Annotated in this window: 23 protein-coding genes; 15 read left to right on the top strand and 8 right to left on the bottom strand. The window is 40.1% G+C overall.

The features are described 5' to 3' along the window. Positions 1-533: 533 nt before the first annotated feature. Positions 534-1,055 (bottom strand): Ycf51 family protein, encoded by a 522-nt coding sequence (locus V7K56_RS03340; RefSeq protein ID WP_334907589.1) that lies wholly within the window; start codon positions 1,053-1,055, stop codon positions 534-536. A gap of 282 nt (positions 1,056-1,337) precedes the next feature. Here V7K56_RS03340 and V7K56_RS36915 point away from each other — a divergent pair, with 282 nt between their 5' ends. Next, a complete protein-coding gene (locus tag V7K56_RS36915) occupies positions 1,338-1,454 on the top strand; it encodes a DUF6888 family protein (RefSeq protein ID WP_442939908.1) in 117 nt (38 codons plus the stop codon). A 16-nt stretch (positions 1,455-1,470) separates the two neighbouring features. Further along, positions 1,471-1,635: a DUF6887 family protein gene (locus V7K56_RS03335; RefSeq protein WP_334907587.1), complete on the top strand. Its 165-nt coding sequence runs from the start codon at positions 1,471-1,473 to the stop codon at positions 1,633-1,635. 111 nt (positions 1,636-1,746) lie between these two features. Here V7K56_RS03335 and V7K56_RS03330 read toward each other — a convergent pair whose 3' ends face one another. From V7K56_RS03330 to V7K56_RS03320, 3 genes are all read right to left on the bottom strand, one after another. Next, positions 1,747-2,262, bottom strand: coding sequence for a hypothetical protein (locus tag V7K56_RS03330; RefSeq protein WP_334907585.1), 516 nt, complete (start codon positions 2,260-2,262; stop codon positions 1,747-1,749). A gap of 286 nt (positions 2,263-2,548) precedes the next feature. Continuing rightward, positions 2,549-3,916, bottom strand: coding sequence for an O-antigen ligase family protein (locus V7K56_RS03325; RefSeq protein WP_442939907.1), 1,368 nt, complete (start codon positions 3,914-3,916; stop codon positions 2,549-2,551). Beyond that, positions 3,898-4,740, bottom strand: coding sequence for a hypothetical protein (locus V7K56_RS03320; protein WP_334907581.1), 843 nt, complete (start codon positions 4,738-4,740; stop codon positions 3,898-3,900). The genes V7K56_RS03325 and V7K56_RS03320 overlap by 19 nt, the downstream gene beginning before the upstream one ends. Positions 4,741-4,874: 134 nt before the next feature. Between V7K56_RS03320 and V7K56_RS36910 the strand changes: the two genes are divergently transcribed. The 6 genes from V7K56_RS36910 (at position 4,875) to V7K56_RS03300 (ending at position 9,671) form a co-directional block, all read left to right on the top strand. Further along, entirely contained in the window at positions 4,875-4,991 is a 117-nt protein-coding gene (locus V7K56_RS36910) for an NAD(P)-binding protein (protein ID WP_442939905.1), read from the top strand. Positions 4,992-5,011: 20 nt separating this feature from the next. Beyond that, positions 5,012-5,236: a hypothetical protein gene (locus V7K56_RS36905; RefSeq protein ID WP_442939904.1), complete on the top strand. Its 225-nt coding sequence runs from the start codon at positions 5,012-5,014 to the stop codon at positions 5,234-5,236. Positions 5,237-5,538: 302 nt separating this feature from the next. Next, positions 5,539-5,736 (top strand): hypothetical protein, encoded by a 198-nt coding sequence (locus V7K56_RS36900; protein WP_442939903.1) that lies wholly within the window; start codon positions 5,539-5,541, stop codon positions 5,734-5,736. A 528-nt stretch (positions 5,737-6,264) separates the two neighbouring features. Then, positions 6,265-7,089, top strand: coding sequence for an SIMPL domain-containing protein (locus V7K56_RS03310; RefSeq protein ID WP_334907579.1), 825 nt, complete (start codon positions 6,265-6,267; stop codon positions 7,087-7,089). Between the two features lie 795 nt (positions 7,090-7,884). After that, positions 7,885-8,292 (top strand): VOC family protein, encoded by a 408-nt coding sequence (locus tag V7K56_RS03305; protein WP_334907577.1) that lies wholly within the window; start codon positions 7,885-7,887, stop codon positions 8,290-8,292. Positions 8,293-8,756: 464 nt separating this feature from the next. Further along, entirely contained in the window at positions 8,757-9,671 is a 915-nt protein-coding gene (locus tag V7K56_RS03300; RefSeq protein ID WP_334907575.1) for a bestrophin family protein, read from the top strand. A gap of 177 nt (positions 9,672-9,848) precedes the next feature. Here V7K56_RS03300 and V7K56_RS03295 read toward each other — a convergent pair whose 3' ends face one another. After that, positions 9,849-10,697, bottom strand: coding sequence for a M28 family peptidase (locus tag V7K56_RS03295; RefSeq protein WP_334907573.1), 849 nt, complete (start codon positions 10,695-10,697; stop codon positions 9,849-9,851). 329 nt (positions 10,698-11,026) lie between these two features. Between V7K56_RS03295 and dnaK the strand changes: the two genes are divergently transcribed. The 5 genes from dnaK to V7K56_RS03270 all read left to right on the top strand — a co-directional run bounded on the left by dnaK (position 11,027) and on the right by V7K56_RS03270 (position 15,748). Then, entirely contained in the window at positions 11,027-13,084 is a 2,058-nt protein-coding gene (gene dnaK / locus V7K56_RS03290) for a molecular chaperone DnaK (protein ID WP_334907571.1), read from the top strand. A gap of 187 nt (positions 13,085-13,271) precedes the next feature. Next, entirely contained in the window at positions 13,272-14,267 is a 996-nt protein-coding gene (locus tag V7K56_RS03285; RefSeq protein WP_334907569.1) for a DnaJ C-terminal domain-containing protein, read from the top strand. Between the two features lie 233 nt (positions 14,268-14,500). Further along, positions 14,501-14,629 (top strand): hypothetical protein, encoded by a 129-nt coding sequence (locus V7K56_RS03280; RefSeq protein ID WP_334907567.1) that lies wholly within the window; start codon positions 14,501-14,503, stop codon positions 14,627-14,629. Positions 14,630-14,851: 222 nt separating this feature from the next. After that, entirely contained in the window at positions 14,852-15,376 is a 525-nt protein-coding gene (locus V7K56_RS03275; protein WP_334907712.1) for a J domain-containing protein, read from the top strand. 99 nt (positions 15,377-15,475) lie between these two features. Beyond that, positions 15,476-15,748, top strand: coding sequence for a DUF3143 domain-containing protein (locus V7K56_RS03270; protein WP_334907565.1), 273 nt, complete (start codon positions 15,476-15,478; stop codon positions 15,746-15,748). A gap of 196 nt (positions 15,749-15,944) precedes the next feature. On the opposite strand, the gene V7K56_RS03265 is transcribed toward V7K56_RS03270, so the two are convergent. Both V7K56_RS03265 and V7K56_RS03260 read right to left on the bottom strand, forming a co-directional pair. Beyond that, positions 15,945-16,502, bottom strand: a complete 558-nt coding sequence (locus V7K56_RS03265) for a methylmalonic aciduria and homocystinuria type D protein (RefSeq protein ID WP_334907563.1) — start codon at positions 16,500-16,502, stop codon at positions 15,945-15,947. A 383-nt stretch (positions 16,503-16,885) separates the two neighbouring features. Beyond that, a complete protein-coding gene (locus tag V7K56_RS03260; RefSeq protein WP_104909440.1) occupies positions 16,886-17,092 on the bottom strand; it encodes a glycogen debranching protein in 207 nt (68 codons plus the stop codon). A 394-nt stretch (positions 17,093-17,486) separates the two neighbouring features. Between V7K56_RS03260 and V7K56_RS36895 the strand changes: the two genes are divergently transcribed. Continuing rightward, on the top strand, positions 17,487-17,666 hold the full coding sequence (locus V7K56_RS36895) for a DUF6888 family protein (protein WP_442939906.1): 180 nt from the start codon (positions 17,487-17,489) through the stop codon (positions 17,664-17,666). Next, positions 17,663-17,887, top strand: a complete 225-nt coding sequence (locus V7K56_RS03255) for a DUF6887 family protein (RefSeq protein WP_334907561.1) — start codon at positions 17,663-17,665, stop codon at positions 17,885-17,887. Before V7K56_RS36895 ends, V7K56_RS03255 begins: the two co-directional genes overlap by 4 nt. 13 nt (positions 17,888-17,900) lie before the next feature. Here V7K56_RS03255 and rsmH read toward each other — a convergent pair whose 3' ends face one another. Next, positions 17,901-18,785, bottom strand: coding sequence for a 16S rRNA (cytosine(1402)-N(4))-methyltransferase RsmH (rsmH, locus tag V7K56_RS03250; protein ID WP_334907559.1), 885 nt, complete (start codon positions 18,783-18,785; stop codon positions 17,901-17,903). Positions 18,786-18,940 lie beyond the last annotated feature (155 nt).

Below are 18,940 nucleotides of genomic sequence, written 5' to 3'. Positions count from 1 at the left end.
GAATCTATAAATACTCATTGACCTGAAATTCCGAACTATCAAAGTTTTGAATAACCGTATAATCAATTAACATTACCATTGTCAGATTCTCAAGAAAAGCAATCGAGAATTGATAATGTGTAGGCGATCATGCTATTTCATGCAATTTTTAGCTACAGATACATATGTAAAGGTATGCAAATATATGTCTCTACAACCCCTTGATTTGCTGCAAAGAATTTTGAAAATGGCAACAGGGGCAATACTGACAAATTACAACTATCAGTACCCATTACCCCACGCTGATTAACTTTTTTCCACAGTATAACCACTAAAGTGTGAATATCTTAATCTAAAAATAACCATTAATGTATCAGTAAATACAAAATAATTTTTGTCATCCTGATAACAGGTAAATTACTTTTTTTCTCTGAGCAGGGGGCATAGGGCATGGGGAAGAGACAAAGGAGACAAGAAAGAAGGGAGAGATTTTCAATAATTCCTCCTTGTCCCCCTTGTCTCCTCTGCTCCCCCTGCTCCTTGCTCCCTGCCTCTTAAGCATTGGGTTTTGGCAATTTGGCGAAATTGTCTGTGTAAATTTTGACTGTTACCGGGGAATTTTGATGAGAAACGAGCGATCGCTTGACCTCACCCAAGTAAACTGGGACAGAAATCCCTGTTTCCTGGTGGATGATGGTACGGGCGCGAACTGTCAACTTGTCATCTTCTCGCGTACCTGAGCGACCATAAGAAAATAGATTACTAGCTGCTTGACGTAAAGTTGCTTCTAATTGTGTAGGTGTAATTTGGGGTGATGTAGCAATCACCGCTTGTGTTGACCCATTGTCATAAACTAGAGTGTACCGGACTGCTCCGGGAATCACAGTCCGACTCAAGGGGACTATTGAGAGTGCAAATAAACCAGCAGTCACCACCAGCATAAAGCCAGTCGTACCCACCAGCCGAAAGCGGATGCCCCATTTGAGAATAAAAGCCAAAAATGTCAAGGCAGCAAATATCAATGTAGCTATACCTGACCATTGGGTGTACTGAAGAAAGTTAGCTGTTGTGAGCATAAGGTTGTTTATGGAGGCGTCTTTTTTTCGTTACCGACACACCCATTTTACCGAGAGCTTACATCGATTACCTGTGAAGTTGCATAGATAGAATAACTTGCTCAAGCTTCTTGTATCACCAAGCCTAATTTTGTGCAGTTTCACAAAGAATTAGTACTATATCATAAAGGTTATCGATCATAATAAAGTTTCAACTTGTGTATAGCCTAAGTTTAGCGGTGAATGGAGCCAACCTCAGAACAATTGAAACAGTTATACAGAGTCTTGACTTAGCTAACGCGAATATATCTCCCGGTTTACCTAGTTAGCTTAGATGAACGAACAGATAACATCGTAATAATAGCAGGTGAAGAGACAGTTGTAGTGATTAATCCAGAAGGAGAGGTTGATTATGAATAAGCCTAACTTTAAATAAATGACACGCAAGCAATTGCGAGATTATATCTTACAAAATCGTGGCGATACAGAAGCAATTCATGCCCTAGTGTTACATGTTCAGTCTAATGGCAAACGTCTTAATTCAGTAGATGATCTACAACAAATCATCCAAGAAAAACGTAGCCAAGGCTTAGAGCCATAGCTAAAAAACACATCATTATTCCGTTAGTGAGTAATTTAATTTTGTTAGGTTTTAGCGAATAAAGTTGGGAAAGAAATTGCTTAACCGACTTTCCCAGTCTCCCCAGTTTTTCTAAAATAGTATTGGCTCACTAGAAACAATATGGTAATTTTGAGATGTCTGCAACTTCGTTTGAACATTATTAATAATTGCCGTCCAATCAGCATCTTTGTTCCATTTAGACAGAATCCTGATTTTAGTCGCCGCGTCGTAAATTCGACAAAAAACCACATTCTCTTTGCCAGCAATTGCAGCGATAATCAGGGGCTTGGAAAAATCCTGAACTAGTGATGCAGCCAAAAGAAAAGTTTTAGCAAAGTTCGTTTCTATCCCAGTCCTAATAATATAAATTTCATCGGCTCTAACAACAATATCTAATTTAATGTTATCCCTTTCTCTAAATTCTTTTGTCGTTAATTTAAGTTCTGATATATACCCAGTCAATTCTGTCTGTTGCACAGGAATAGTTATTTTATTATTGATATCATACTGATACCATAAATAAGATTCACCACTTAATTCGCCACTTTTGACATATAAATAAATAGGTTCTGGCGGGTTACAAAGACCTACTTTAATTTCAGTCACTATGTTTTATATTCCTTGATGAAAGCTAAAAATATTTATGATATTCAGTCAATTTAAATAAGTTTTTAAATTGTGTTTAACTAAAGAAAAATAATAAATATACAAAAGGGCATCTACAAGAGATGCCCGTCATGCAGGAAAACCCCAAAGGGATGTCCCTACACCTTCCCAACAATCAGCAACAGTGACTAATTAGGTATTAGTCACACTCACAGACGTGAATATAACAATCTTATTAACTTAAAACTCTCAATGTCCCCAGTGCATACACTGAAAAAACTAATAGCTAAAGTTGATGAGATGCAAGCCTGTCTTTTTCGTGATAACGATGTACTATTCCAGAAATGGCAGCCAAAATTAGCCATGAAAGGGCATTCAAACGCAAATCGAAGACGGTTACATCTACTGTATTTAATAAAATCCACCCAACAAAAGCTAGAAGATAACTGAAAAATATCAATCTGTCCCCTGTATTTAAATATTTTGACTTTTGCAGTAATTGGACACCTGTAATCAAAATCCAAGCGAGTAAGCCACAAAATAAAAAAGTACTGGGAAAACCAGTTTCAGCAGATAACATCAAAAACAAGTTATGGGGATGACCCAAGGGAATCTGCATCTTTGCTCTATAAAGTGCACTAAAACTACGTAATCCCCAGCCAGTCCAAGGATGTTGTTGAGCTAAAGACCAGGCAAATTCCCACTGAGTTTTTCGCATTAAAGCGACTGGTCTATCTGGATACATATCGTCATTTAACCTTGCCCAAAAGAATGCAGGAACTACCAAGCGAAAAATTTGAGCTACTGATGAGGGAGCAAAAGCTGCCAAAAGCACACTAGAGATGATCGCCACAACGCTACCTACAAGAATGCGCCAACCTTGGTAGAGTGCATAAGCTAAACAGGCAAAAATAGCGATTGCCCATCCATTGCGTGAGTTGGTGAAAATCAAGGTAATGAAATTTGTAATCACCGCCACGGTTAAAAAGACAAAGGGGACTGAATTCTTGCCAATACTCAATCGTCGATACCCATTACCCCTTATCCCCTTCAGGGGTTCCACCTTCCTCAATCGCCATTGTTCGAGCCACAACCCTAAGCCCAGGATGAAAACTATCGTTAGATAAGCTGCGAAGGTATTAGCGTGAAAGAAGAGTGAGGCTATGCGACCTGGTGGATTTCCTCCTGGTGGCATCGTCCAATTCAACACAATCCACAAAATCTCTAAGTTCAAACTCCAGCCTAAAAATAATTGTCCCAAGCCCATAATTGCTACTGGCATGGAACCGATTACCACAATCCAAGCCATTTGTCGCAATTGGGCAAATGTTTGAATCAGAGCGCTATGACCAGCAAAAACTATAAAGAATGGTAATAAATTAAATAAGCCGAGGAAAGCTGCTGTCTTGTCTTGGGCAAACCCAACAGTCACGATCAGCAATACACTCAAAAGGGCAAATCCCCAGTTGAGGGGGCGACGGCTAATCTTGGGGTATTGTTGCACTAAAGTTATTAATGATACAAGACTTATAGTCACCGCCCCTATTAAAGGACTCAATGGGAAGATTAACAGTGCCCATAGAGAGTAGTTCAAAGAAGATTGCCAACGAGATTTGAAATAGTTAAAAACTTTGTTCAAGCTGGCTCCCAATATTCCTCACGGGTGAGGCGAATTTGAGCTAAGGTGAAGATAGTAGGGATAATCCGACCATAGTTAGTGGCGATCGCTCTCCAGCCTAAATCTGCAAAAAACCAAGTCCACATCACTGGGCCGATCGCGGCAAACATCGCGCGGGCTGCCCCATAACGAGCTACACTCACTGTCATACCCCGTTGCGCCATTTGCATCGCTACATAACTTTGAAATTGGGTTGCAGCTGCTTCTGAGCCTGTAATTACCGCTTGTTTGGCTACTTGATAAGTAGCAAAGTGGATGGCAAATTGACGGGCAATTTGCTTAAGTACAAGTGGCTGAAGAAGAGAAGTAACCGCTAGCGCACTACCGCCTTTAAAAAGTAATCCCAAGGGATCGCGTTGCAATAAAAGTGGTAGGGGTTGTTTTAGTTCTGATTTCAGCAGCTGACGCTGCACCTGTATAGTCAATTTTTGCTTTTCCTGTTCCGGCAATTTTTTCCACACCTGTCCTAGCAGATGTAAAAATACTTCTGCTTCTAAATCAATAGTTGCCAGCTGATGAGAATAGGGAATTTTTAGATACTTACATACTTGAACTAACGCTTGTCGGTAAGTTACCTGGTCTGTCCGTCCCCGTAATACCGTCATCCCATCTGCCGCCAAAAAACGAAAGCGACCCTCTAGTGCGTCTAACCAAGCCTTGCGGTCTCGGCTTTGTACTTCGATGGGTTCGGGTGTGTGTACATAGTCTAAGGGATTGAACTTACGACTAAATAGAATTGCCGTTAAGTCTTGCAATTCTTCTTCGGTCGCTAACTCTAGCGCCGCCCTCATTTCATCCAATTTCCCTTCCTCCCTTCCGTGCAGCTTTCTGTACCTTATTCTACTATTAGCTTTCAGCAGTCATTAGTAGTAATTTTGTCCTTTGATAATAACCAATAACTAATGACCAATGATTAACAAGGGACTATTGACTCATGACTGATATTGCAGTAATTGGTGCCGGAATTGCCGATTTAGTCTGTGCCCAGCAGTTAAGTCAAGCTGGATATTCGGTGGTAGTGGTGGACGTTATGTTGCGCCTAAAGGAATGAGTGCGTAGAGGCAAAGCCGCTTGTCGTCAGACATCGTTAAATCCCTCGCCCCAGATTTAGAAATATTACTGAATCAGCGTGTCATCGCTATTACCCCAACTCCCGAAAATAGCTGGCGTTTGACTCTCGAATCTAGCAATGAAGAATTAACTGCACAAGCTATAGTCATCGTTATTCCCGCACCCCAAGCTGTGATGTTATTGGAACCTTTGGGTGATAAGTGTATTGGATGCAGTCTTTCTTGACAACTTGCGTTCTGTAAAATTTTATCCTTCAATTAATGCGTAGACGCAAAGCGGCTTGTCGTCAGACATCGCTGGATATCCTTCTACATTTCAACCTCTCCCTCAATGGAAAGCCCTAACTTTTGTAGATGATGCTGATTTAACATGAATTGGTTTGAACAGTAGCAAGCGTCCTAACCCTCAACAACAACATTTTGTGGTGCAAAGTAGCGCTAATTTGCCCAACGTCATCTCGAATCACAGGATTTACAACCAGCCGGACAATATATGTTGCAACGAACAGCTGAATCTCTGTCCCTTCCTTGGTTAAATACTCCCCTCCCGAATGGATGCAAGTACATCGTTGGCGTTATGCCTTTCCTAGCCGTCCTTGGCACGAAGCTTTTTTGTCTGCTGAAACTCTCTTACTTTTAGTTCGCTGTGGTGATTGGTGTGGCGGCAATCTTGTTGAAGGCGCGATGCTTTCTGGATTAGCTACGGCTGATGAAATTAACAATTAGTTGCATCATCTCTCTTTCGATAATGTGAATTTTTTCAACGTTTTTACACAATCATTTCATCTGTCGCTAGACTGATTTTGCACTATAGTGAGTCGCCATTTTTATGACTGACTAAATCAAAGTGCAACAAATAAGTTTTTTAGATGAAATAGCAAATTTTGCCTCAAGTCTAAAAAGTGATGTCAATTACTCAAAACGAACCACAGAGTACACAGAGGACACGGAGTAATGAGGGGTTGAGAGGTTTTTTACGTAAGTCCTAAAATATTGAGCTAATCTCACAACTAAAGTCAGTATAAAAGACGTGGGATTGGCTCAATATTTTTTGTCAAACCCCAACCCTTCTTTGATGGTTAACACTATAAGTAGAATTAGGGATGAGGATTAGAATAATTCTTCCCAGTCCCTAATTTCCAATTCCTAATCACCAGTATCTTTTTTAGTCAATTATTTGGATAAAGGGTTCAGTATATTCCTCTTGAGGTGTAAACTTTGACAATTACTAAGTTCAAAGGACATTCCCAGGATATGAAAAAAATAACTGCTTTAATACTGGTAAATATTACTGTGACTATTGGGATAGGGACATTAACACCCAAAGTCACTAACGCCCAATTATTTTACCCACCAGCAAGCGATCGCCATTCATTAATGGTAATCGGTCAAGGCGTGGTGAGAGTGCCAGCAGATACAGCGGATATTGAATTGATATTCAGTAGTGGAGGTAGCAATGATAAGTTACAAACGCAACCATCATCTCTACCCGAAACCCGCCCCATATCCTCACCGACTCTACTTTTTAATTACAAAACAGCAGCAGAATCTTTACCAAGCAAAAAATCCCTAACTAAAGCAACTCTTCAACCTATAGTTAATAGCTTAGTTGCTAAAGGCATTAGGGCTGATAAAATTCAAGTGCAAATTAATCCTAATTCCAGTGAAAGTAACGCCAAGATATTAGTGAGACTAGAAAAACCAACGCGCGATCGCGTCCAGGAAATTGTTGCTACAGCAAATAAGTCCATAAGCCAGCTTGAAAACCTTTCTATTAAGAATGTGGGCGTTGATTACGCAGTTAATGACTGTCAGGCTTTGCAGAATTCAGTTTATCAATCAGCGATGAAAGATGCTCAAAGCCGCGCTCAGGCTTTAGCAACTGCAATGGAAGTTAAACTTAGTACTCCTTCTGTCGCCGAGCCATTTTACACATTATTTTATCCCTCGTGTAATTCTAAAACTGGAGTTACTTTGCCATCATTTGCTAGTTTTTTATTATCACCAGCTTATAATCCAGATGCTCCAGCAGAAGTTGAAATGAAAAAGGATATTTTTGTGACATATACAACGAAATAAACATTTATATTTAGTGCGATTGCACTTTGATCTAGTTAAAAATGAAAGTGCGATCGCTTAACTATTTTATTCTGAGTCGAATAAATAAAGATAGGTGCGATCGCGCTTCTAATTTACTTCATATTTTGCGAATCACTTTCTATAAAATTTCATACTCTATCAAAATAAAATATTCACTAGAGTCTAGACTAGTTCCCGGTGCGAAACTCAGAAGGCTCATTCTATAAAGCCTAAAAACCTTGGTTTTAGTTCCTGGAAACATCTTAAATCCGTATCCTTATTTTTTGGAAATTTAGTTTCGCACCGAAAACTAGACTAAATTGCTAATTTCAAACTTCAGTAATCAAAAAACTCCAGAAATGTTTGTGACAAATCTGGAGCCAGGAAAGATACGCATTTACCTATACCAAATTTTCACCTTGAGAAAATCCTACGTCATCCGGGTATACACTCAAATGTAGATAAAAGTGTCTGAGGATTCTCGTTTACAATCTTTCTCTGTTAAAAATAACGCAAAACAGCCCCAGGTAAACTGAAGCTGTTTTGCGAGAGTTGTTTGGCAAGAGAGGTACATCAATAAGTGATGCCCGTGTTAAAAATAGATAATTCAGTATGCATCCTTATTTAGCCATGTTTTGCCAAATCACAATGATTGGAAAAATTTTTATAGCTTTTTTCAAAAAAAACTCCAGATACACTTAAGGTATTCTGGAGCAGTAACAGGTTTCTAACATCAATCAATTTTTACATCTGCGATCGCTCGATGTCGTTAGGGTATATACTCAAATGTGTTTTATGTCTACTCATCCGCAAATCGACCAACAAGTTACCTTCTTTTCTACCCATAACCTCAATGTATCTACAGAATTCTACGAACAAAAGCTAGGCTTGGAGTTATGGCTTGACCAAGGAACCTGCCGAATTTATACTGTTAGTGGTTCTGGATACTTAGGATTGTGTCAAGCAAGCGAAACATCGGTTCCTCCAAGCGATAAGCAATCAAATATTATTTTTACTCTAGTAACACAGCAGGTGGATGAATGGTTTGAATATCTCAAAAAACGTGGCGTCGAATTTGAAAAGCCACCGACACTAAATAAAAAATACAACATTTATCATTGTTTTTTCCGCGATCCTGATGGTTATTTGATTGAAATTCAACGTTTCGAGACTAACGACAACAAAAAAGACATAACCCAATAAGTTATGTCTAGATGTTTAATGTACAGGGCAGGATTTTTACAGGCTAGAACCTTTTGATTTACTAAGGTACATGATACCGACTAATGCTGTATGAACATTATCGATAGGAATATACCTTTTCTTCCATAGATTTATCAGGATGAAATGTAGAGTTTATGCAGCCACAGAAAAATCTTTACATTTATTTACAATTGCTGCTTAAGTATCACTTTTGGCTTTTATATAATGTCCATCTAATTGACGATCAAAAAACTCTCCGTGTCAGTTCTAATAATAAGGATTTAACCAGAGTTAATATTGTATAACAAAAGCTATAATACAATACCTTGTCGCCAGTCTATTATGTTCTTAGCAAGAATATTTTTTGGAGTATCTATTTACTAATTATGCTATTTTTATAATAATTTTTAAGCTAATAAATACTGAATGTATCGGTTAAATAAATATTTTATTAGGGTGACTACATGATAGCCGAAAAAATCAAATGGTTACGCACAGCACTACAACCTAAAGGTTCAGTGACGAAAGCAATTTTCAAACATATTTTATGGTGTGGAACTTTCGGATTTTTAATTTCTCTGCTTCACCATTTTGAAAAACCTGTATCCCAACCTATTTTAGGAAGTGTTATTCCTAGTATTGTTTTAGGCTTGTTACTTGTCTTTCGTACAAATACTGCTTATGAGCGATTTTGGGAAGGGAGAAAATGCTGGGGATCTATAGTAAATAATGTCCGAAATCTAGCGCGGCAAATTTGGGTATCAGTTGATGAAATTTCACCAGAAGATAAAAACAAGAAAATTACAGCATTAAATTTATTGGCAGCTTTTGCTGTAACAACTAAATTACATTTGCGAGGAGAAGCTGTCAATAGCGAGTTAGAAGATTTAATGCCATCTACTAAGTATATAAAACTGAAGATTATGAATAATCCTCCCATAGAGGTTGCCTTTTGGATAGGAGATTATTTACAGGAGCAGTATAATCGTAATTGCCTTAATAGCTATCAACTAACATCTATGCAAGAATTATTGAATAATCTTGTGGATAATTTAGGTGCTTGCGAACGTATTTTAAAAACGCCTATGCCACTTGCTTATGCTATTCATTTGAAGCAATTACTGATACTATATTGCTTTCTATTACCATTTCAAATAGTAGAACAACTCGGTTGGTGGACAGGTTTAATTTCTGCTTTGGTTGGATTTACTGTGTTTGGCATTGAGGCTATTGGCTTAGAGATAGAAAACCCCTTTGGTTATGACGCTAATGATTTACCATTAGATGCAATTTGCCAGACAATGAAGCGTAATATTGATGATTTAATTACTTTGACTCCCAATACGCGATCGCATCAGCAAGATAGTATAAGCAATTGAAAAAAGGTGAGAATAAGAAAAATAAATCTCAGTGGCGATTTACTCGGTTTATGCTTAGTATATATATTCCGCAAACATACTGTATTTATACCCATAATGGCAGATAAATCACATCTAAAAAAGAGGTGCGATCGCTAAGTCTTGTTTGGCAAACTATGAACCTCTCCTCATATCTTTTCATAACCGCCGAATCGCCATTTCTAAACCTTCACATACACAAGTAAGAAAATCTAAATCCAAAGTAGCGATCACATCACTAGCTTTGTGATAATGTGGATTTCGCAAGAATGCCGTATCTGTCACCATCATTGCTGGATAACCCAAATCCCAGAAAGGTGCATGATCGCTAAGTCTAGTTTGGGGAACTATTAAACCTCGATTCGGCACAGGTAGCCATTGACTAGATACGCCAGCTTTGCGAATATTACGGCTCATCCCAATTAAGTCAGGCAATGTCCGCAAATTACCAATTAAAGCAATAAAATCACCTGTATTTGGGTAGAAACGTTCCAGAGGAGCGGGGTAACTTTGGGAACCAGGTGTAGAATCCTTATAGCCCAGCATTTCTAAGGAGATCATTAAGCGTAGCTGTTGCTTTTGTTGATGCAAAAAGGCTGCATAATCAGCACTACCCAGTAAACCGTATTCTTCCATATCGAAAGCAACCAGCCTTAAGGGATATCTGCCAGGTTCAGTAGCAAACTTTCTCGCCAATTCTAGCAACACCGCCACACCTGTAGCATTATCATCTGCCGCTGGTGTTCCCGGAACGCCATCATAATGAGCACCAATTAAAATTGGTAGTAAATCCTTTTTTTGCCCTCTCCCTTGGGCGGGTAAATTTAATATCAAGTTATTACAAGCTTTACCTCTGACTTCAAAGGTGTGGATTTCCACACTCCCCCATTGGGAAAATTGCTGGCGGATGTATTCTTGGACAAAAAAATGCCCAGCTGTTGCCATGTAAGGATCGCGTTCTCGCGCTATCTCACTCAGGGAAGTTTGTAATCGCTCTGTTAAATTCAAATCTTTAAAATAGTAGCAATAATATGAGAATTTTCAGGCACTCAAAAAAGCAGAGCAAGTATTACTAAGGTGAATTTACCAATTTTTTGCAGATACCGTAAACAGAAGTAGGCGGATAACAAGAATTGAGGCTGCTTGGGCACACCAACCATCTCAATGCTATCCTAGTCTTGCAACTATCTCCCCTAGCTGCACTTGTTAGCTTACTGCCTTAATGATGAGTATTTGAGTATTATACATTGAGGTGTTTTTATCTTGTAGCACAAAGCTAGAGGTAGTTCCGCCCAATCATAATAAATATATAAGACACTTTAGGAGAAGAGTAACGCATGGGCAAGGTAGTCGGCATCGACTTGGGTACAACCAACTCAGTAGTCGCCGTTATGGAGGGTGGCAAGCCGGTGGTGATTGCCAATGCAGAAGGAGAGCGAATAACCCCCTCCGTAGTTGGCTTCAGTAAAGAAGGTGAAAGGGTGGTTGGAGAAATGGCACGGCGACAAACCGTCCTCAATCCCCAAAATACCTTTTTTGCAGTTAAACGCTTCATTGGGCGCAAATATGGCGAACTTAGTCCAGATTCCAAGCGTGTACCCTACACCATCCGCAAAGACGAAGTAGGTAATATTAAAGTTGCCTGTCCCCGTCTCAATAAGGATTTCGCCCCAGAAGAAATTTCGGCAATGGTGCTGAAGAAATTGGCAGACGATGCTAGTCGCTATTTGGGTGAACCAGTGACAGGGGCAGTGATTACAGTACCGGCTTATTTTAACGATTCTCAGCGGCAGGCAACCCGCGATGCTGGCAGAATTGCTGGTTTAGAGGTGCTGCGGATTCTCAATGAACCAACTGCTGCATCTTTAGCTTATGGATTTGATCGGGGTGAGACGGAAACTATTTTAGTATTTGACTTGGGTGGCGGCACCTTTGACGTATCGATTCTGGAAGTTGGCGATGGCATATTTGAAGTCAAAGCTACCAGTGGAGATACGCAACTTGGTGGGAACGACTTTGACAAAAAAATTGTAGATTGGCTAGCAGAGCAATTTCTGGAAACAGAAGAGGTAGACTTAAGACGCGATCGCCAAGCCTTACAACGTTTGATGGAAGCAGCAGAAAAAGTCAAAAGAGAACTTTCTGCTGTCAGCGTTACTGATATTAACTTACCCTTCATCACCGCCACAGAAGATGGCCCTAAACATCTGGAAACTCGTCTAACTCGTTCCCAGTTTGAAGGTTTGTGTAGTGATTTGGTAGGGCGATTGCGGATACCTGTTAAACGGGCCCTCAAAGATGCCGGACTCTCACCTAGAAACATTGAAGAAGTTGTGCTAGTTGGCGGTTCTACACGAATGCCAATGGTGAAGCAGCTTGTGCGGGACTTGATTGGTACAGAACCCAATGAAAACGTCAACCCCGATGAAGTAGTGGGAGTGGGTGCAGCAATTCAAGCAGGCATTCTCGCTGGCGAACTCAAAGATGTGCTGCTTTTAGATGTCACACCCTTATCTTTGGGATTGGAAACCATCGGCGGCGTGATGAAAAAACTTATTCCCCGCAATACCACCATCCCAGTACGTCGTTCTGACATTTTTTCCACGTCTGAAAATAACCAGAATACTGTGGAAATTCACGTAGTTCAGGGTGAACGGGAAATGGCAGCAAGCAACAAGTCTTTAGGACGGTTCAAGCTGTATGGTATCCCACCAGCACCACGAGGAATTCCCCAGGTTCAGGTATCATTTGATATTGATGCTAATGGTATTTTACAGGTAACAGCCCTAGATAGAACCACTGGGCGAGAGCAGAGTATTACCATTCAAGGCGCTTCTACCTTGAACGAGTCGGAAGTGAATCGGATGATTCAAGATGCTCAAAAATATGCCGATGTTGATCGCGAACGTAAAGAGAGGATAGAAAAGCGGACTCGTTCTGAGGCGTTGATTTTCCAAGCAGAACGACAACTTAGAGAAGTCGCGCTGGAATTTGGTATGCAGTTTGCCCGCAGCCGCCGCCAAAGAATTGATAATATTAGCCGACAACTACGAGAAAGTCTTCAAGAAAATAGCGATCGCGGTATCGATCAAGCCTACGCCGACTTGCAAGATGCTCTCTATGAGCTAAATCGGGAAGTCCGCCAGTCTTATGCTGAAGATGAAGACGACGATTTATTTGGTACTATCCGTGACATCTTTACTGGTGGTGATAAGGAACGAGAACGCGAATATCCCAGAGATACATATCGAGAACGCGACTCATACAGTAAAGACTATAGCAGAGATTATAACCGCGATAATCGTTCTTCCTCTTATGAAAGCCGTCCTCCACGTAAATCCCGCCCCAGTTACCAAGATAACTGGGATGATGAAGAAGACAATGATTGGTTGTAAGTAGAAGGCAGAAGGGAGAAGGTAAAAGCTGCTCGGGGAAATGATTTCACTGGTTGGCATTTTACGTTTAATTTATGTCTACCCGATTAGTACTTCTGATCAGAGTTAAGAGTAGAAGTTAAAAATTAAATCTTTCAACCCCTAACTCTTCAATTAATCTAAAATCTAAAATTTAAATAACTGAACTATGCAAAATTTGCCAAACTTTCGCGATTACTACGAGATTTTAGGAGTATCTAAAGATGCCTCTGCTGAGGAAATTAAAAAGGTTTATCGGCGGTTAGCAAGGCAATATCACCCCGATCTCAATCCGGGTAACAAAGAATCTGAGGAAAAATTTAAAGATATCGGCGAGGCTTATGAAGTTCTTTCCGATCCAGCCAAGCGATCGCAGTACGACCAGTTTAGCCGCTACTGGAAGCAAAAAGGTTTTGCGGGTAACCCGAAGACACCAAAGGCTAAAACTTGGCAGAGTAGCGCTAGCGATCGCAATGGCAATCAAGACGTAGATCCCAGCCAATTCTCCGATTTTGAAAGCTTTATTAATCAAGTTATCGGTGTCAAAAATAAGAGTGCGGCAAGTAATTCTACTAATAGCAATAATAGCGATCCGTTTCGTTCTCCTAGAACAAAAGTTGCCTATACAGTTAACCCCCCACCTCGGACTACCCGTCGGGATATAGAAGCTAGATTAACGCTTCCACTAGAAAAAGCTTATCAAGGTGGTAATGAACGCATTCGTTTGGAAGATGGGCGATCGCTAGAAGTTAATATGCCACCAGGGATGGTAACAGGTCAAACCATCCGTTTGCGGAACCAAGGCGTTGGTGGTGGCGATCTATACTTAAAAATTACCGTTGAACCTCATCGATTATTTAAGCTAGAAGGTTTAAATATCGTCTGCCAAGTACCTGTTACTCCCAGCGAGGCAGTTTTAGGAGGACAGGTAGAAGCACCTACTCTTGATGGACCAGTGAAAATGACCACCCCTCCTGGAGTTAGGTCTGGTCAAAAATTTCGACTGGGCAATAAAGGTTATCCTAACGATGACGGTAAACGTGGCGATCAATTGGTAGAAATTCAAATAGTTACACCGAAAAATATTAGTCAAGAAGAACGGGAACTTTACGAAAAGTTACGGCAAATTGAAACCTTTAAACCCCGTGCTGATTTAATACGTTAGGGATGAAGTAGTGTATTAATCCATGACTGACATCAAAGGCAGTACGCGAAGAAGCACTAGAACAAGCCATCAACCAAGCTCAGAAAAACTTTCAGTCTCAATGGAAAATTAGCTCAAATAGTTCGATTATCATTGAGCCTACTTATCCATCTGAGGTTGCTGGTTTACAAGTCATCGACTATTACCTGTGGGCTGTACAGCGATGCTATGAACGCGACGATGACCAGTTTTTTATGCCCCTTGCTAAGAAATATAGACTGATTATGGACTTGGACGATAATCGCAACAAACCTTATGGAGAGTGGTATGGCGATCGCAATCCATTAACTCTTGAAAAGCTAAAAGGGGCTAGGTCTAAGTAGAATTACTACTCGAACACACGGCATGAAGCCGACGTTTGCCCCTCTAAATACTATTGTACAGTATATAAATACAACCATTCAAGTCCTCACCTATAAAAGGTTTGGGCATGATGCCAGAATCTCATCAGCCATTTTTTCCTCTGTGGAATGGGCAGAGGTTAACAATACTAGAAAAAACTTGATTGCAAGGTGACTCAAACAGATGTGAATCAAAACGGGGCAATGCCACAAAGCAGCGAACCAACTTATTACTCCCTGCTAGGACTGCATCCCTGGGCATCGGTAATTGACATTCGTCGCGCTTATCGGCAACTGAGCAAACTTTATCATCCTGATACTACAGACTTGCCGACTGCGATCGCCACTCCCAAATTTCAGCAAATCAACGAAGCCTACGCCACCCTTAGCCATCCAGAACGGCGGTTAAGCTACGATTTAAAAATTGGCTATTCCCGCTTTGGAGTGATTCAACCACCCCCTGATTTAAATCATCCCGTCTCGCGTTCATATAACTGGTCAAAATCAGCTTACCTTGATGCGAGCGATCGCCCCTTATCATCTGGCGAAATATTTGCTTTATTTATGCTGGTGTTAACATTTGTAGGTTGTCTGTTATTAGCAGTTGCCATTGGCTTAACTCGTGGCGAGGCTGCTTTCCAAACCCATAAACTGCAATCAGCCGCATCTGTACAACAGCAGATTACCTATATGTCGCAACTAATTACCTATCTGATAATTAAAAATTAAACAATTCCCCGATCCAAAATCATTCGACTGAGACGTTCGACGAGCGCTCAGTCAGGTCGTACTCACAACGAAGTCCAAAATCCAAAATCTAAAATTCCTATGGCTCTTCTTCCTGCTGATACTCCCCTATATAATCATCCCCTGCCACAAATTGAGCAGTGGCTAAAAGATCAAGGCTGTCAACAAGACGAAATACAAAGACATTGCTGGCGTGTACAGCGACCTAATTGGCAAGCTGAATTATGGCTCGATGTTGAGCAAATTGTAGTGCGATATGTTCAATCTGGGGAAAATGGACAAGATATCCAACGCTCATTCAAGTATTCTCTTAGTCGGAATGATGTAGAACAAGCTGTGTTTTCTGGGCCATAAGGAAGGCTTAATTTATCGAACCGCCTGATCTGCAATATGCTTTTGCTAACGCGTAGCGTCTTGTAGAGAAGAATCGTAGAGTGTGCGTAAGTCCTATAAAATTGACTATCCTAGCTTTTTGGAAGAATTTGTTTGGAGATACAAGTGCTGATATACGTCTTTACATATCCACTGATTAATGACCAATGACCAATGACTAATGATTAATTTCTTTCCACCCATGCATGGATGCTATGCCTTTTGTAACCCATTCGATCGCAATTGGGGGAGCTTCTGATATCAAAATCCCAGGATAAACTGCTGCACCCCAATCGGGATGAACTAACACACGGCATTGATTTTTAATCACTGGGTAGTTGAGCAAGGCTTTGACAACTGCTGTGTCATCGTGAGGAATTGCTCCGGGATGGGAGAGTAAAGGATAGCCTGTACGAGGGTCAATCAGGTCAGTTAAATAGCCGCGATCGCGCAGATTAAATGCTAAATCACAGCCAAATCTCATAAACTTTTCTCGTAAGCGTTCTTTCTCTAACTCTACTTCTGCTGTTTTTTCGACTAATTGATAACGCGATTGCTGTAATACAATCACTACTCGTAAAAATGGCTGGCGTTTCCAATCTGGTAATATCCGTTCGCAGTTGGCACAGATATATTGACTGGGAGCATGAATTGAAATTTGAACCGCTTGTCCTGTTTCGCCAACTAAATTAATGGGACAGGCTTGCTCCGAAGTGTAAACTTTGGGATAGTTCACTAAATTGATTCGGCTTATACAAGTTTTTTAATTTAATCTACGGTATAGATGATACCTCTTAAAATTTAAGAAAAATCATCATTTTCCTATAATATGTTACTTTTTTTTAGAAGCAGTTACTAATAATTTGAGAATTTTAATCCGAATTTTATGCTTTATTAATCTGTTCTTATGGAATTTGCGGCGATCCCTGTAGGCATTGGCACAGATGCAGCCTGTGGTAGACAAGCGATGCCTATGGCGGGCTACGCCTAAGCAGATGAAATATTTTCGATCGAAATCCCAAAAAAGCAAAGCAGGTTGGAGTAAGCAGAAAATAACGAAAGTAATTATGTCTGCCAAGAGATACTTCAGCTATACAGCCTAATTTCTATCGCACCCAATTAATTGAGTTTTAAAGAATTCACCGGCACTTCATCCCAAGAATCGACTGTCCGCAATCGCGCTACCCAACCTGCTGCCTTTTGCCTCTCGGTCAAATTATTCTCAAAAGAATCATGACAATCTTTAGCTTGAGATTCATTACATGTGGCAATGCAGGCATGAATCATCCCAGACGGATCAATTTGCTCATTTACCCAAATAGTCATGGAATATTTCCTCAATAACTGTAGCAAAAAAAAACTATTCGTCATTTTAGAATACTATTAGAGTCAAAAGTTTTAGAGCAAAATCGGTAACAAATAGAGAATTAATCCCAATTACCAATTACTAATTTACAATTACCTAGTTTTGCTTCATTTATTTTAACTTTTTCTTTTATCTCCTTGAGAAAGCGATGTCTACGACGGGCTGCGCCAACGCTTACTATACCTCTATCCAAAAGTCTTATTCTCTCGTAAACAATTGTCATTAAAACTAATTTATTGAAAATAAAATACAGTGTCAAACCCTTGCTATTTCGCTTTTCCACCACTTAACGGGAAAAGTCAGATGTGAGAATTTCTTTTTAGCAGTAACTTTAATAAATGTTAAGGAGTTTAGATTATTCCTACACTAGAACAAAAAACACAGTGCTATATATTGTGCTGTTGGTTTACTAAACTTTACTTGCCTATTAATATCGTTCGTATGGATGAACGGACAAAAAATTTATTCTTCTTGGCAGGTGAGGAAAATATCATAGAGATATACCCTAGTGGTAAATGGAGATATATAGGATGAGCAAGCCTAATTTTCATGCAATGAGTCACAAAGAGTTACATGATTACGTTTTTGCTCATCGGGAAAATCAAGAAGCCTTCTATGCTTATGTGGATAAGCTACATCTCGAAGGTAATTGGATTGAAATGCCACCGTTACAGTCAGAACAGGATTTAGAAAATTATCCTCAGTTCATTGAGCGTATTCGCAGTAGTTCTGAGCCACGAGATGAAGCAGTTTAACGCTGCATTGCAGTTAAAGCAGCTTTTGGGCTATCCTCAGTTTGGCCGATCGCGATCGCGGATTCTTACTAATTTCCTCTTCTTGAGCAATAATCGGTTTTTTTGTCAATACCTTTACTAAAGGTGAATTTCTTAAACCATGCTTCACCAGACGGTCTTCTAAACTGTGAAAACTGATAATCGCAATTCTACCGCCAGGGACAAGGGCATTTGGTGCTTTATCCAAAAAGGTTTCTAGCGATTTTAACTCATCGTTGACGACAATTCGCAGAGCTTGAAAAACACGGGTAGCGGGGTGAATTCTTCCATAACGGTATTTTGGAGGTACTGAAGAAGCGATCGCATCAGCTAATTCTGTAGTCGTGTGCAACGGTCGCCGTTCTACAATACGTCTAGCAATGCGCCGCGATAATCTCTCCTCACCGTACTTAAAGAAAATATCTGCTAATTCTGCTTCATCCCAATTATTAATCATATCAGCAGCAGTTAGCGATCGCCCTCGATCCATTCGCATATCTAAATTCGCAGCTTGGCGAAAGCTGAAACCCCGTTCTGCTTGATCTAAATGATAAGAACTTACCCCCAAATCGGCTAAAATACCATCGAAAGTGTTAGGGGGAAACTCGTAGTCAGCAAAATTGCTATAAATAAATTGTACGCGATCGCCAAACTCAGCTAATTCTTTCCTCGCTGCTGCTAAAGCATCTTCATCTTGGTCAATTGCTGTTATTTGTACATCTGGCGCAGCTGCTAAAATCAAACGGCTGTGACCTCCACCGCCTACCGTTGTATCAAGATAATGACCTCCTGGAGATACCGCTAGACCTGCAATTACTTCCTGCGGTAACACTGGTAGATGAGAAAATATCGGTTCTTCGATAGCTAGCTGACGATTCATGAGACTTAGGGCAAAAAACCACAGATGAACTTTAATTATGTATTCTTTTGTTTGTGTCTTTATGGCTCCTAGCTAAAAAATAGTTTTTAAACCACTAAGACACAAAAGAAAATATCATAAGCTCAACACCCAGCATCAGCTTTGAATGTTAAGTT

It is taken from the genome of Nostoc sp., from assembly GCF_036917535.1.
Lineage (GTDB): Bacteria > Cyanobacteriota > Cyanobacteriia > Cyanobacteriales > Nostocaceae > Nostoc.
Note: the sequence above shows the minus strand (reverse complement) of the source record. Positions and strands in the feature narration are given on the sequence as shown.

Coding starts and splice junctions, on each gene's coding strand:
- V7K56_RS03300 (WP_334907575.1), top strand. CDS start 8,757: ATGATAGCCGAAAAAATCAAATGGTTACGCACAGCACTACAACCTAAA.
- V7K56_RS03310 (WP_334907579.1), top strand. CDS start 6,265: ATGAAAAAAATAACTGCTTTAATACTGGTAAATATTACTGTGACTATT.
- V7K56_RS03260 (WP_104909440.1), bottom strand. CDS start 17,092: ATGACTATTTGGGTAAATGAGCAAATTGATCCGTCTGGGATGATTCAT.
- V7K56_RS03285 (WP_334907569.1), top strand. CDS start 13,272: ATGCAAAATTTGCCAAACTTTCGCGATTACTACGAGATTTTAGGAGTA.
- V7K56_RS03335 (WP_334907587.1), top strand. CDS start 1,471: ATGACACGCAAGCAATTGCGAGATTATATCTTACAAAATCGTGGCGAT.
- V7K56_RS03340 (WP_334907589.1), bottom strand. CDS start 1,055: ATGCTCACAACAGCTAACTTTCTTCAGTACACCCAATGGTCAGGTATA.
- V7K56_RS03275 (WP_334907712.1), top strand. CDS start 14,852: ATGCCACAAAGCAGCGAACCAACTTATTACTCCCTGCTAGGACTGCAT.
- rsmH (WP_334907559.1), bottom strand. CDS start 18,785: ATGAATCGTCAGCTAGCTATCGAAGAACCGATATTTTCTCATCTACCA.
- V7K56_RS36910 (WP_442939905.1), top strand. CDS start 4,875: ATGACTGATATTGCAGTAATTGGTGCCGGAATTGCCGATTTAGTCTGT.
- V7K56_RS03305 (WP_334907577.1), top strand. CDS start 7,885: ATGTCTACTCATCCGCAAATCGACCAACAAGTTACCTTCTTTTCTACC.
- V7K56_RS03255 (WP_334907561.1), top strand. CDS start 17,663: ATGAGCAAGCCTAATTTTCATGCAATGAGTCACAAAGAGTTACATGAT.
- V7K56_RS03280 (WP_334907567.1), top strand. CDS start 14,501: ATGCCCCTTGCTAAGAAATATAGACTGATTATGGACTTGGACGATAAT.
- dnaK (WP_334907571.1), top strand. CDS start 11,027: ATGGGCAAGGTAGTCGGCATCGACTTGGGTACAACCAACTCAGTAGTC.
- V7K56_RS03270 (WP_334907565.1), top strand. CDS start 15,476: ATGGCTCTTCTTCCTGCTGATACTCCCCTATATAATCATCCCCTGCCA.